We start from the raw sequence: 12,036 nt of genomic DNA, 5'->3' as shown, positions 1-12,036 counted from the left end.
GAGTGGGCCCTGCCGGGATCGAACCGACGACATCCACGGTGTAAACGTGGCGCTCTACCAGCTGAGCTAAAGGCCCTGACCTCTCCATTGTAGGCGGGTGGCCGATGCGCGACGCATCCTCCGAAGACGGCTAGGCTGAATACAGCGCGCGTTGTGCCGAGACGACAAGACTCCCCCGCGTCGCTTCCCGTTTCATTGGCAAGACCTGCCAGCTTGACGAAAGGCTCCACGTGACCGTCCACGATCAGGATCCGTACTCCCAGGGCCCCCTCGACAGCGATCCGGACGAGACCGGCGAATGGCAGCAGTCGCTCGACGAGCTCGTCGACGCCAAGGGTCACGGCCGCGGGCGCGAGATCATGCTCAGCATGCTCAAGCGCTCCAAGGAGCTGCACCTGAATGTGCCCATGGTTCCGACCACGGACTACATCAACACCATCGCGTCGGAGAACGAGCCCGAGTTCCCCGGTGACGAAGAGCTCGAGCGCCGCTACCGCCACTGGATCCGCTGGAACGCAGCGATCACCGTGCACCGCGCGCAGCGCCCCGGCATCGGAGTCGGCGGCCACATCTCGACCTACGCCTCGGCTGCGTCGCTGTACGAGGTCGGTCACAACCACTTCTTCCGCGGGCAGGACCACCCCTCCGGCGGCGACCAGATCTTCTACCAGGGCCACGCCTCCCCCGGCATGTACGCCCGCGCATTCCTCGAGGGCCGCCTGACCGAGGCACAGCTCGACGCGTTCCGCCAGGAGAAGTCCGGCGCCCCGAACGGCCTCCCCTCCTACCCGCACCCGCGCATGATGCGCGAGTTCTGGCAGTTCCCGACCGTGTCGATGGGCCTCGGCCCGATCAACGCGATCTACCAGGCGATGACCAACAAGTACCTCGCCAACCGCGGCATCAAGGACGTCGCGGACTCGCACGTCTGGGCCTTCCTCGGCGACGGCGAGATGGACGAGGTCGAGTCGCGCGGTCAGCTCCAGGTCGCCGCCAACGAGGGTCTGGACAACCTCACCTTCGTGATCAACGCCAACCTGCAGCGCCTCGACGGCCCTGTGCGAGGCAACGGCAAGATCATCCAGGAACTCGAGTCGTACTTCCGCGGCGCAGGCTGGAACGTCATCAAGGTCGTCTGGGGACGCGAGTGGGACGACCTGCTCGCTCGCGACACCGAGGGCGCGCTCCTCAACCTGATGAACGTCACCCCCGATGGCGACTACCAGACGTACAAGGCCGAGAACGGCGCGTTCGTGCGCGAGAACTTCTTCGGCCGCGATGAGCGCACCGCAGCCCTGGTCAAGGACTACACCGACGACCAGATCTGGAAGCTGCGCCGCGGTGGTCATGACTACCGCAAGGTGTACGCGGCGTACAAGGCCGCGATGGAGCACAAGGGCCAGCCGACCGTCATCCTCGCGAAGACCGTCAAGGGCTACGGCCTGGGTCCGCACTTCGAGGGACGCAACGCCACGCACCAGATGAAGAAGATGACGCTGGACGACCTCAAGCTGTTCCGCGACACCATGCAGATCCCGATCACGGACGCGCAGCTCGAGGAGAACCCGTACCAGCCGCCGTACTTCCACCCCGGCGCGCAGGACGAGACGATCCAGTACATGCTCGAGCGCCGTCGTGAGCTCGGAGGGTTCCTCCCCGAGCGCCGCACGAAGCACGTCGACCTCGCCCTCCCCGAGGAGAAGGACTACGCCTTCCCGAAGAAGGGCTCGGGCAGCCAGGAGGTCGCCACCACGATGGCGTTCGTCCGCATGCTCAAAGACCTGCTGCGGGTCAAGGGCTTCGGCGAACGGATCGTTCCGATCATCCCGGACGAGGCCCGCACCTTCGGCATGGACTCGTACTTCCCGTCGGCGAAGATCTACAACCCGAACGGCCAGAACTACACGGCCGTCGACCGCGAGCTGCTCCTGGCGTACAAGGAGAGCCCGCAGGGTCAGATCATGCACGTCGGCATCAACGAGGCCGGCGCCACAGCAGCCTTCACCGCCACGGCGACGTCCTACTCGACGCACGGCGAGCCGCTGATCCCGATCTACATCTTCTACTCGATGTTCGGCTACCAGCGCACCGGCGACGCGTTCTGGGCCGCTGCCGACCAGATGGCCCGCGGCTTCGTGATCGGCGCCACCGCCGGACGCACGACGCTCACGGGTGAGGGAACACAGCACGCGGACGGCCACTCGCCGCTGCTCGCTTCGACCAACCCCGCGACCATCAGCTACGACCCTGCCTACGGCTACGAGGTCTCGCACATCGTGCAGGCCGGTATCGAGCGCATGTACGGCGGATCGCACCCCGACCCCGACGTCATGTACTACCTGACCGTGTACAACGAGCCGCTGAAGCAGCCCGCAGAGCCCGAGGACGTCGATGCCGAAGGCATCCTCAAGGGCATCCACCGCGTTGCTGAGGGCACCGGCGACGGGCCCCGCGTGCAGCTGCTCGCCTCCGGCGTCGGCGTGCCGTGGGCGATCGAGGCCCAGGAGCTCCTCGCGAAGGACTGGGGCGTCGTCGCCGATGTCTGGTCGGTGACCAGCTGGAACGAGCTGCGCCGCGACGGCCTCGCCGCCGACGAGTACAACTTCCTGCACCCCGAAGAGGAGCCCCAGGTCGCCTACCTGACGCAGAAGCTGCAGTCGGCGGAGGGCCCGTTCATCGCCACCAGCGACTACATGCACGCCGTGCAGGACCAGATCCGCCAGTGGGTGCCAGGCGACTTCTACACGCTCGGTGCCGACGGGTTCGGCTTCGCCGACACGCGCGCGGCCGCTCGTCGATTCTTCAAGATCGACGGGCCGTCGATGGTCGTCCGGGCCCTGCAGGGTCTCGCCGATCAGGGCAAGCTCGACCGCTCGGTCATCGCTCAGGCGATCGCGAAGTACGACCTGCACAACGTGAACGCCGGTACGAGCGGAAACGCCGGCGGCGAGAGCTGAGTCGCGTGTGACCGCATCGTCTCAGGCGTCGATGGACAAGGCGGCGACGCTCGCCTGGCTGCGCCGCATCTCGGGTGATCTTGCGACGGCGACGATACAGCGCCTCGAGGACACGCTCCCCTGGTACGCCGACATGCCACCGGCCCGCCGCTCAGCGGTCGGGCTGGTGGCGCAGGCCGGCATCACGTCCTTCATCCAGTGGTACGACGACCCCACCTCGACGCCGTGGATCGCCGCCGACATCTTCGCCGCGGCGCCCCGCGAACTGCTGCGCAGCGTCAGCCTCACCCAGACCCTCCAGCTCATCCGCGTCACGGTCGAGGTGACCGAGGAGCGCGTCGCAGGGAAGGGCGAGTACCTGCGCGAGGCGATCCTGCTCTACTCGCGCGATGTCGCATTCGCGGCGGCCGACGTCTACGCGCGTGCCGCCGAGGCGCGCGGTCTGTGGGACGCCAGGCTCGAGGCCCTCGTCGTCGACTCGATCCTCACGGGTGAGGCCGATGAGGAGCTGCCCAGTCGCATCGCGGCGCTCGGCTGGCACGGCCACGGCGAGGTGTGCGTGCTCGTCGGCACGACTCCCCCGCAGTTCGATGTGGATCACGTCCGGCGCACCGCGCGCAAGCTCGCGGTCGACGTGCTGATCGGCGTCCAGGGCTCCCGCCTCGTGCTGGTGCTCGGACGCGCCCACGTGCCGGGCAAGGAGGACGAGCAGGACGAACTGGCGTTCAATGAGATCGCCACGCGCCTCGAGTCCTCGTTCGGGCCGGGCTACGTCGTGCTCGGCCCGCCTGTCGCCGCTCTTGTCGACGCAGGGCAGAGCGCTCGCGCGGCGCTCGCGGGCTTCGCCGTGGCCCGCGCCTGGCGCACGGCTCCTCGCCCCGTGGAGGCGGACGATCTGCTGCCGGAGCGCGCTCTCGCCGGCGACCCGCTCGCCAAGCAGACGCTGATCGACCGGATCTACCGTCCGCTTCAAGCGCACTCAACGGACCTGGTGACGACGCTGTGGAGCTACCTCGACAACGGCCGCTCTCTCGAGGCGACAGCGCGCGAGCTGTTCGTCCACCCGAACACGGTCCGCTACCGGCTCAAGCGCGTGAGCGAGGTCATCGGCTGGGACGCCACAGGCCCGCGCGAGGCGCTGATCCTGCAGACGGCGCTTATCCTCGGATCCATCGGCACAGCCGAGACGGTGCGGCGTCGCACTCCTGCTCGCCGCACGCGCTGACGTCCACGGTGCACGCCACGCACAAACGATTCCGCGAATCTTGTGAGGGTACATCCACCGTTTCGACGTGATCGTTGGCAGACTGGGTAGGTGATTGTCGCCGCATGCCCCGGACAGGGCTCTCAGACTCCCGGCTTCCTGGCCCCCTGGCTCGAACTCGATGGCGTGGCCGACAGCCTCGCCAGGTACTCCGAAGCCGCTGAGATCGATCTGATCTCGCACGGCACCGAATCGGACGCCGACACGATCCGGGACACCCGTATCGCGCAGCCGCTCATCGTCGCGGCGTCGCTGATCGCCTGGCAGGCTCTCGTCGAGCGCGCCGGACGCTGCTCCGACGGGATCGCCGGGCACTCGGTCGGCGAGCTCGCGGCCATCGTCGGGGCCGGAGTGATCTCCGCAGAGGAGACCATGCGGCTGGTCGGCATCCGCGGGCGAGCGATGGCGGATGCCGCAGCGCAGACCCCGACCGGCATGAGCGCCGTGCTGGGCGGCGACGAGCAGGCCGTGCTCGATCGACTCGCCGAGTTGGAGCTGACCCCGGCCAACCATAACGGCGGCGGGCAGATCGTGGCCGCGGGCGCCCTGCCGGCCCTCGCCTCCCTCGCCGAGGAGCCGCTGAAGGGCACCAGGGTGATCCCCCTGCAGGTCGCGGGTGCTTTCCACACCACGTACATGGCCTCGGCCGTCGACGCGCTGCGCACCGCTGTCGCCGACGTCACGCCGAGCGAACCGGATCTGACCCTCTGGACGAATCGCGACGGCTCCGTCGTCTCCTCCGGAACCAGGGCACTCGAGCTGATCGTGAACCAGGTGTCATCGCCTGTTCGGTGGGACCTGTGCATGGCATCGTTCGCGGATGCCGGCATCACCGGCATGATCGAGCTCGCACCCGCCGGCGCCCTGACGGGCCTCGCGAAGCGCGGACTGCGCGGCACACCCGTCGTCGCCGTGAAGACACCCGATGACCTCGATGCAGCAGCCGAGCTGCTGAACGGAGCAGCAGCATGACCGCAACGCTGAAGCAGGCCACCGGCCCGCAGTTCACCCGCATCCTCTCGTACGGCGCCGCACGCGGCGAGAACTTCGTGCCGAACGACGATCTGGTCGGTCCCATCGACTCCAGCGATGAGTGGATCCGTCAGCGCACCGGCATCGTCACCCGCGTCCGTGCCGACAAGGGCACGTCTGCGATCGACCTCGCCGCGATCGCCGGCGCAGAGGCGATCGAGAAGTCCGGCGTCGCGGCATCCGACATCGATCTCGTGATCGTCGCGACGATCAGCAACCCGAAGCAGACTCCGTCGGCCGCGGCGATCGTCGCCGACCGGGTCGGGGCGAACCCGGCAGCCGCCTACGACTCCAATGCTGCCTGCGCCGGCTACGCCTACGGCATCGCGCAGGCCGACGCGCTCATCCGCGCCGGTGCCGCGCACTACGCCCTGGTGATCGGCACCGAGAAGCTCTCGGACGTCGTGGACCCCACCGACCGCAGCATCTCCTTCCTGCTCGGCGACGGCGCAGGCGCCGTCGTGATCGGGCCGAGCGACACGCCGGCGATCGCGCCGGTGGTCTGGGGTTCAGATGGCTCCCGAGCGGATGCCGTCACCATGAACGGTGACCTGACGCAGTTCCGTGACGGAGAAGTGCCCTGGCCGACGCTGCGCCAGGACGGCCCCTCCGTCTTCCGCTGGGCGGTGTGGGAGATGGCGAAGGTCGCCAGAGAAGCCCTCGAGGTCGCCGGTGTCGAAGCCGCAGATCTCGCCGCCTTCATCCCCCACCAGGCGAACATGCGCATCATCGATGAGTTTGCCAAGCAGCTGAAGCTGCCGGAGTCCACGATCATCGCGCGCGACATCGAGACCACGGGCAACACCTCGGCGGCGTCGATCCCGCTGGCGACGCACCGGCTGCTGCAGGAGCACCCCGAGCTCTCCGGGGGTCTCGCGCTGCAGATCGGCTTCGGCGCTGGCCTCGTCTTCGCCGCACAGGTCGTCGTCCTCCCCTGAACTCCGCATGCCGTTCCCTAGACTGGGCATCGGTTCCGAACACAACCGCAAGAAAGAGGAAATCCACATGGCTTTCACCAACGATGAGGTCCTCGCCGGCCTCGCCGAGCTCGTCACCGACGAGACCGGCATCGACAGCTCCGAGGTCGCTCTCGAGAAGTCCTTCACGGACGACCTCGACATCGACTCGATCTCGATGATGACGATCGTCGTCAACGCCGAGGAGAAGTTCGGCGTCACCATCCCCGACGACGAGGTCAAGAACCTCAAGACCGTCGCGGATGCCGTCAACTTCATCGTCGCCGGCCAGGAGTAACACCTGAGGGATGCCACCCCGCGATGGGGTGGCATCCTCCTGCCCCTCACCTAAGGAACCACACCCCATGACCAAGCGCATCGTCGTCACCGGCATCGGCGCCACGTCCGCCATCGGCGGAACGGCTCCCGAGAACTGGACCAACCTGCTCGCGGGAATGTCCGGTGGTCGCTCGCTCGAACACGAATGGGTCGCCGAGTACGACCTACCCGTCACCTTCGCCGCTGAAGCCATCGTCCGCCCGGAGTCCGTGCTGGCTCGGCCTGTGGCCAAGCGTCTGGACCCGTCTTCGCAGTTCGCGATGATCGCGGCCATGGAGGCCTGGGAGGATGCGGGTGCCCCTGACGTCGACCCCGACCGTCTCGGCGTGGACTTCGCCACCGGCATCGGCGGTGTGTGGACCCTGCTGGATGCCTGGGACACGCTCCGCGAGAAGGGCCCGCGACGGGTCATGCCCATGACCGTGCCGATGCTGATGCCGAATTCGGCCGCCGGCAACCTCTCCCTCCACTTCCAGGCCAGAGCCTTCGCGCGCACTGTCGCCTCGGCATGCGCCTCCAGCACTGAATCGCTCGTCAACGCCTACGAGCACCTGAAGGCGGGCCTCGCCGACGTCGTGATCGCCGGCGGCACCGAGTCCGCGATCCACCCGATCACGATCGCCTCGTTCGCGTCGATGCAGGCGCTCTCCCGCCGCAATGACGACCCGTCCACCGCGTCACGCCCCTACTCCGAGGACCGCGACGGCTTCGTGATGGGCGAGGGAGCCGCAGTGCTCATCCTCGAGACCGAGGAGCACGCCAAGGCCCGCGGCGCCAAGATCTACGCCGAGCTCGTCGGCGGCGGCGTCACGGCCGACGCCTTCCACATCACCGCGAACGCGCCCGAGGGCGCGGTGCGCGCCGTCAAGCTGGCGCTCGAGTCGGCCGGGCGCACGGCGGACGAGATCACGCACGTGAACGCACACGCGACGTCGACGCCGGTCGGCGACCCCAACGAGTACACCGCGCTGCATGATGTCATGGGCGACCGCGTCCACGACGTCCCCGTGTCGGCGACCAAGGCATCCACCGGTCACCTGCTCGGCGGCACGGGCGCGCTGGAGGCGATCTTCACCGTGCTCGCGATCCGCGACCGCATCGCTCCGCCGACGATCAACATCACGACCCAGGATCCGGCCATCCCGCTGAAGGTCTCGGGCGAACCGCAGTCACTGGGTGACGGTCCGCAGCTCGCGATCAGCAACTCCTTCGGTTTCGGCGGCCACAACGCCGTCGCGGCGTTCGCCGACTACGAAGGCTGATGACGGTTTCCGCGGCCGTCGCCGACTACTGGGCTCAGGTGCGCGCGGTTCATCCCGACCTGCCGGAGCACACTCCTCTCGCCTGGGCCTTCGGGGCGACACCCGCGCATGCCGACAGCCTGCTGGCTCTGGTGCTCGCGGGAACGAAGACGGGCACCGCATCCTCATTGTGGGATTACGAGGCCACCGGTGACCCGTTGCCGGAGGAAGGCGAGCTCAGCATCATCCTCGATGGTTCGGGCGCGCCGCGCGCTGTGATCGAGACTCTGTCCCTCGAGACAGTCCCCTTCGATGAGGTGTCGACGGAGCACGCTCATGCGGAGGGCGAAGGCGACCGGACGCTGGCGCACTGGCGCGAGGCGCACGAACGGTTCTGGCGGGAGCACTCGGAGAACCCGCGCGGATTCGCGCCGGACATGCCAGTGCTCTGCGAGCGGTTCCGAGTGATCCACTCGCTCTGAACCGGCGAAACGATGAAGGCCTCGTCCCCGATATGCGGGGCGAGGCCTTCATCGTGCGGGGCGAGGGATTCGCTTTCTCAGCTTCCGGGGTGATCACCGGATTCCGATACCGACGCCTCTCCGCGCCCCGAGTCTGTGGTCGCCAGCTACCCCACCTTGTGCAGCCAAACGACGCTGGCGTCGTCGCTCGCGTGGCGGAACGGCTCGAGCTCTTCATCCCAGGCCGAGCCGAGGGCGACGTCGAGTTCGCGCTGCAGCTCGAGGGCGCTGCCGGCGGCGATCTCCATCGCGTAGCGGATGCGATCCTCACCGACGACGATGTTGCCGGCCGCGTCGGTCTGTGCGTAGTGGATGCCGAGGTCAGGAGTATGCAGCCAGCGGCCGCCGTCGCTGCGGGGCGTCGGATCCTCGGTGACCTCGAAGCGGAGGTGCTCCCAGCCGCGGATCGCCGTCGCGAGAGCAGCACCGGTGCCCACCGGGCCGTCCCAGTAGAACTCGGCGCGGCGGGCGCCCTCGAGCACGGGCTGTTCAGCCCAGTCGAAGTTGACCGCACGACCGATAGCGCGTCCCACCGCCCATTCGAGGTGCGGGCAGAGCGCGCGAGGTGCGGAGTGGATGTACACCACTCCGCGTGCGTAAGCCGTCGCCATGATCTCTCCGTTTCATCAGGTGCGTCTTCCCCAACGACCTGGTCAACGAGAGTGGCGTTTCTATGCGGTTATACGGCGATTATCGCCCACTCGGAGCGAAATCACAAGCGTGTCATTCGCACAGAAAAGCCCCGGCCGCAGCCGGGGCTCATCCGTACGGGTCAGGCCTCGCTCATGGCGAGCTTCGCCTGCTGCCCCTTGGCCGCGTAGTACGCGGCGCGGGCGGCATCCTTGCGGGCCTGCTCGGCATAGCCGGCCTCGAGAACGTCCTGCGGAACCTCGACATTGGGAACGTCGTCGGTGCCGTTGTACTTCTCGATGTAGGCGTCGAGCTCCGGGCCGGAGGTCCACGAGGTGATGAGGCAGTAGCGCGGCTCCGTGCCGACGTGCGTGGCGGCGTGCCACAGACGCTGCGTGTCGACGATCAGCTGAGCGCCGGCAGGCAGAGCGATGCGGTACTCGATGCTCGGGTCCGTGCGGTTCTCACGGAGGACGAAGAAGCTGTCCTTGTCGTCGGTGAGATTGAAGAATCCGCGGACGACCCACCCGGTGCCGTCGGGGTTCAGACGGTTGTTGTCGTCCTGGTGGAGGTTGTAGAGGCACTCGCCGTAGGGGGTCGGCTGCAGTTCGATGACGCGGCAGCGGCCGACGTTGGCGCCCGGCTCCTGCGCGCGGCGGGTGAGGTTCGGCGCCTTCTCGGTCTGCTCCGGGATCCAGACGCCGTCCTTGTCGGTGCGCGGCGGCTTGTGGTTCCAGAAGCCGTTGCACTCGATCTCGCCCTTGGCACTGGCCAGCGGCGCGAATCGGGTGTCACCGGAGGACTTCCAGTCGTTGTACTCGATGTCGAGCCACTCCTGGGGGTCGAGCTCCTGGTTGTAGCTGTCGAGGACGACGAAGCCCTTTTCCTCGAGCGCTGCGGACTTGATGTATCCCATGATCTGAGTCATGTCCTTTCATCGGGGGCCAGCACGTTTTAACAGGCCCTGATAAGGCAAGCCTAACAGCGCAGTGTTCCTCTCTCCCGGGACGCGGCCGGGAAAATTGCTCCGGACTAGAATCGGATTGGCGGATCCCCGTCGATGTGAGGAGCTGAACCGAAGACCATGGCAAGCGCCACCAATGTCGAAGCTGACGCCGTAGGCACCATCGAGTGGCTCTCTGCCCCGGACACCGCGATCGTCGTCCCGGTCTATCAGCGGCAGTACCGCTGGGATATCGGCGGGTGCGAACGGCTCCTCGCCGACGTGCGCGCGGTCGCGGGTGAAGACGACGGTCAGCGTCACTTCATCGGCTCCATCCTCTCGGCTCAGGACTCGTCCGAGACGGACTTGATCCTCATCGACGGCCAGCAGCGCATCACGACGATCATGCTGCTGGTAGCGGCTCTCCACCACGCCGTGCGCGACATGGATCCGAACATGGCCGCCGACCTCGAACGCGTGCTCGTCCGCGCCGATGACCCTTCCCGAACCAAGCTGCGGCCGCACGACGCCTGGGCGCACCTCTACGAGTCCGTCGTCCTCGACCGGCGGGATGACGCCGAGCGAGAGTCCCGTTTCGACGACAACTACGCGTTCTTCCGCAGCCAGGTGCACGCGGACGAGGCGCCGGCCATCTGGCGCGGCCTGCAGCGGCTCGAGCACGTCTCGATCACCCTCGGCGCACAGGCGAACGCCCAGCAGATCTTCGAGAGCCTGAACTCCACCGGTGAGCCGCTGCGCGATCACGAACTGATCCACAACTACATCCTCATGGGACTCACGCACTCGGAGCAGCTCGATGTGGAGGAGCGGTTCTGGTTGCCGATCGAACAGCACACCGGTGAGATGATCGGCGCCTTCTGGCGGCACTACCTCGTCATGACAACCGGCAGGGAGGTGTCGGCGGACGGCGAGCACGGCGTCTACGCCGCATTCCGGCGTTCGTTCCCGAGCGTCGACGTCGCGCATCTGCAGGCGGATGCCGAGGTCTGGCGCCACTACGCCGAGATCTACGGCATCCTGCTCGATCCTTCTCTCGAGACGGACGCGGAGATCCGCACCCAACTGGGATACATCAACACGTTCGGTCGCGCGGCCTACCCGCTCGTGATGAGCGCCTACAGCGACCACGCGCGCGGGCTGATCTCGCGCGATGAGTTCATCGAAACGCTCGAATGGACGCAGGCGCTCTATCTGCGCCGTGCGCTGGTCGGCCTGCCGCCGGAGCGGATGATCGCGCGTCTGTGCCGCGCTCGTGCGGAAGGGCGCGAGGCGCTCATGCGCGCGTTCGCCCGCATCACGCCCTCGGACGAGCGCGTGAGCGCCGTGCTCAAGTACGTCGAGCTCCCCCATGCCGCCTACGTGCTGGGACGCCTCGAGAACGTGAACGACACCTCCGGATTCGACATCGAGCACATCGTGCCGCTCATGCCTTCTGAGGCATGGTCCGGCGACGGATCGCGCCGATGGAGTGAGTACACCGAGGACGCGCAGAACAGCCACCGTGCTCTGACACCGACCCTCGGCAACCTCACGCTCCTCGAGCAGAACCTGACCGAGCGCGTGTTCGGAGCTTCGTTCCCCGACAAGCAGACCGACGCGTACGCACGCAGTGCGGTCGATGAGACCCGCGCACTCGTCGACATCCCGGCGTGGGGCACGGCGGCGATCACGGAGCGCACGGTGCGACTCGCAGCATCCCTCCTCCGGATCTGGGCGCGACCTGCGCTGCCCGAGATCGACGACGACGGCCTGACACCGGTGCTGGATGCCGTTCGCCGCCGCGGGTGGCCGGCCGGCTGGGACCGCGAATTCGACTATGTCGAGTACCGCGGCGAGCACTGGGAGATCAAGGACGTCCGCGCGCTGTTCAACCGCGTGTTCCGCCGGGCGTGGACGGACGATCGGGCGTCAGCCCTGGCGTACAGCGCTGCGCACGGAGGACCGATCTACTCGGAGAGGGCCTGGAAGGGCCAGTGGGATGCTCTCGACGAGGAGAACTTCCTCTACATGGGGTGGGACTCGAACTACATGATGAACGCGCTGCAGGGCGTGCTCGAGGAATCCGGGATCGCCGCCGAGGTGTTCGTGAAGTACTCCTATATCGGGAACGTGATGTGATGCGGCAAAATGCT

10 protein-coding genes and 1 tRNA gene are annotated in these 12,036 nt (G+C 67.4%); 8 read left to right on the top strand and 3 right to left on the bottom strand.

The window, feature by feature from the left end; translation table 11 throughout:
• Positions 1-3: 3 nt before the first annotated feature.
• Positions 4-76: transfer RNA gene (locus KHB019_RS01670), tRNA-Val, on the bottom strand.
• A gap of 154 nt (positions 77-230) precedes the next feature.
• On the opposite strand from KHB019_RS01670, the gene aceE reads away from it, so the two are divergent.
• From aceE to KHB019_RS01635, 7 genes are all read left to right on the top strand, one after another.
• Positions 231-2,957, top strand: coding sequence for a pyruvate dehydrogenase (acetyl-transferring), homodimeric type (gene aceE / locus KHB019_RS01665; protein WP_337457957.1), 2,727 nt, complete (start codon positions 231-233; stop codon positions 2,955-2,957).
• 31 nt (positions 2,958-2,988) lie between these two features.
• The gene (locus KHB019_RS01660; RefSeq protein WP_230103119.1) at positions 2,989-4,182 is read left to right on the top strand and encodes a PucR family transcriptional regulator; all 1,194 of its coding nucleotides are present in this window, start codon (positions 2,989-2,991) and stop codon (positions 4,180-4,182) included.
• Positions 4,183-4,272: 90 nt separating this feature from the next.
• Positions 4,273-5,193 (top strand): ACP S-malonyltransferase, encoded by a 921-nt coding sequence (locus KHB019_RS01655; protein ID WP_230102792.1) that lies wholly within the window; start codon positions 4,273-4,275, stop codon positions 5,191-5,193.
• Entirely contained in the window at positions 5,190-6,191 is a 1,002-nt protein-coding gene (locus tag KHB019_RS01650) for a beta-ketoacyl-ACP synthase III (RefSeq protein WP_230102793.1), read from the top strand. The genes KHB019_RS01655 and KHB019_RS01650 overlap by 4 nt, the downstream gene beginning before the upstream one ends.
• A 67-nt stretch (positions 6,192-6,258) precedes the next feature.
• Positions 6,259-6,507, top strand: coding sequence for an acyl carrier protein (locus tag KHB019_RS01645; protein WP_147038765.1), 249 nt, complete (start codon positions 6,259-6,261; stop codon positions 6,505-6,507).
• Positions 6,508-6,574: 67 nt separating this feature from the next.
• Entirely contained in the window at positions 6,575-7,810 is a 1,236-nt protein-coding gene (locus KHB019_RS01640) for a beta-ketoacyl-[acyl-carrier-protein] synthase family protein (protein ID WP_230102794.1), read from the top strand.
• A complete protein-coding gene (locus KHB019_RS01635; RefSeq protein WP_337457956.1) occupies positions 7,810-8,271 on the top strand; it encodes an ASCH domain-containing protein in 462 nt (153 codons plus the stop codon). Before KHB019_RS01640 ends, KHB019_RS01635 begins: the two co-directional genes overlap by 1 nt.
• Positions 8,272-8,417: 146 nt before the next feature.
• Here KHB019_RS01635 and KHB019_RS01630 read toward each other — a convergent pair whose 3' ends face one another.
• Positions 8,418-8,921 carry a DUF3145 domain-containing protein gene (locus tag KHB019_RS01630; RefSeq protein WP_230102796.1) on the bottom strand — a complete coding sequence of 168 codons (504 nt, stop codon included), beginning with the start codon at positions 8,919-8,921 and terminating at the stop codon, positions 8,418-8,420.
• Between the two features lie 161 nt (positions 8,922-9,082).
• A complete protein-coding gene (locus tag KHB019_RS01625; RefSeq protein WP_325471977.1) occupies positions 9,083-9,856 on the bottom strand; it encodes a hypothetical protein in 774 nt (257 codons plus the stop codon).
• Positions 9,857-10,024: 168 nt separating this feature from the next.
• Between KHB019_RS01625 and KHB019_RS01620 the strand changes: the two genes are divergently transcribed.
• A complete protein-coding gene (locus KHB019_RS01620) occupies positions 10,025-12,022 on the top strand; it encodes a DUF262 domain-containing protein (protein WP_230102798.1) in 1,998 nt (665 codons plus the stop codon).
• Positions 12,023-12,036 lie beyond the last annotated feature (14 nt).

The sequence above is a fragment of the Microbacterium sp. KHB019 genome, from assembly GCF_037285405.1.
Lineage (GTDB): Bacteria > Actinomycetota > Actinomycetes > Actinomycetales > Microbacteriaceae > Microbacterium.
Note: the sequence above shows the minus strand (reverse complement) of the source record. Positions and strands in the feature narration are given on the sequence as shown.

Bases quoted from the DNA above. Each gene is read 5' to 3' on its own strand.
- KHB019_RS01640 (WP_230102794.1), top strand. From the start codon at position 6,575: ATGACCAAGCGCATCGTCGTCACCGGCATCGGCGCCACGTCCGCCATC.
- KHB019_RS01620 (WP_230102798.1), top strand. From the start codon at position 10,025: ATGGCAAGCGCCACCAATGTCGAAGCTGACGCCGTAGGCACCATCGAG.
- KHB019_RS01635 (WP_337457956.1), top strand. From the start codon at position 7,810: ATGACGGTTTCCGCGGCCGTCGCCGACTACTGGGCTCAGGTGCGCGCG.
- KHB019_RS01625 (WP_325471977.1), bottom strand. From the start codon at position 9,856: ATGGGATACATCAAGTCCGCAGCGCTCGAGGAAAAGGGCTTCGTCGTC.
- KHB019_RS01660 (WP_230103119.1), top strand. From the start codon at position 2,989: ATGGACAAGGCGGCGACGCTCGCCTGGCTGCGCCGCATCTCGGGTGAT.
- KHB019_RS01630 (WP_230102796.1), bottom strand. From the start codon at position 8,921: ATGGCGACGGCTTACGCACGCGGAGTGGTGTACATCCACTCCGCACCT.
- KHB019_RS01645 (WP_147038765.1), top strand. From the start codon at position 6,259: ATGGCTTTCACCAACGATGAGGTCCTCGCCGGCCTCGCCGAGCTCGTC.
- KHB019_RS01650 (WP_230102793.1), top strand. From the start codon at position 5,190: ATGACCGCAACGCTGAAGCAGGCCACCGGCCCGCAGTTCACCCGCATC.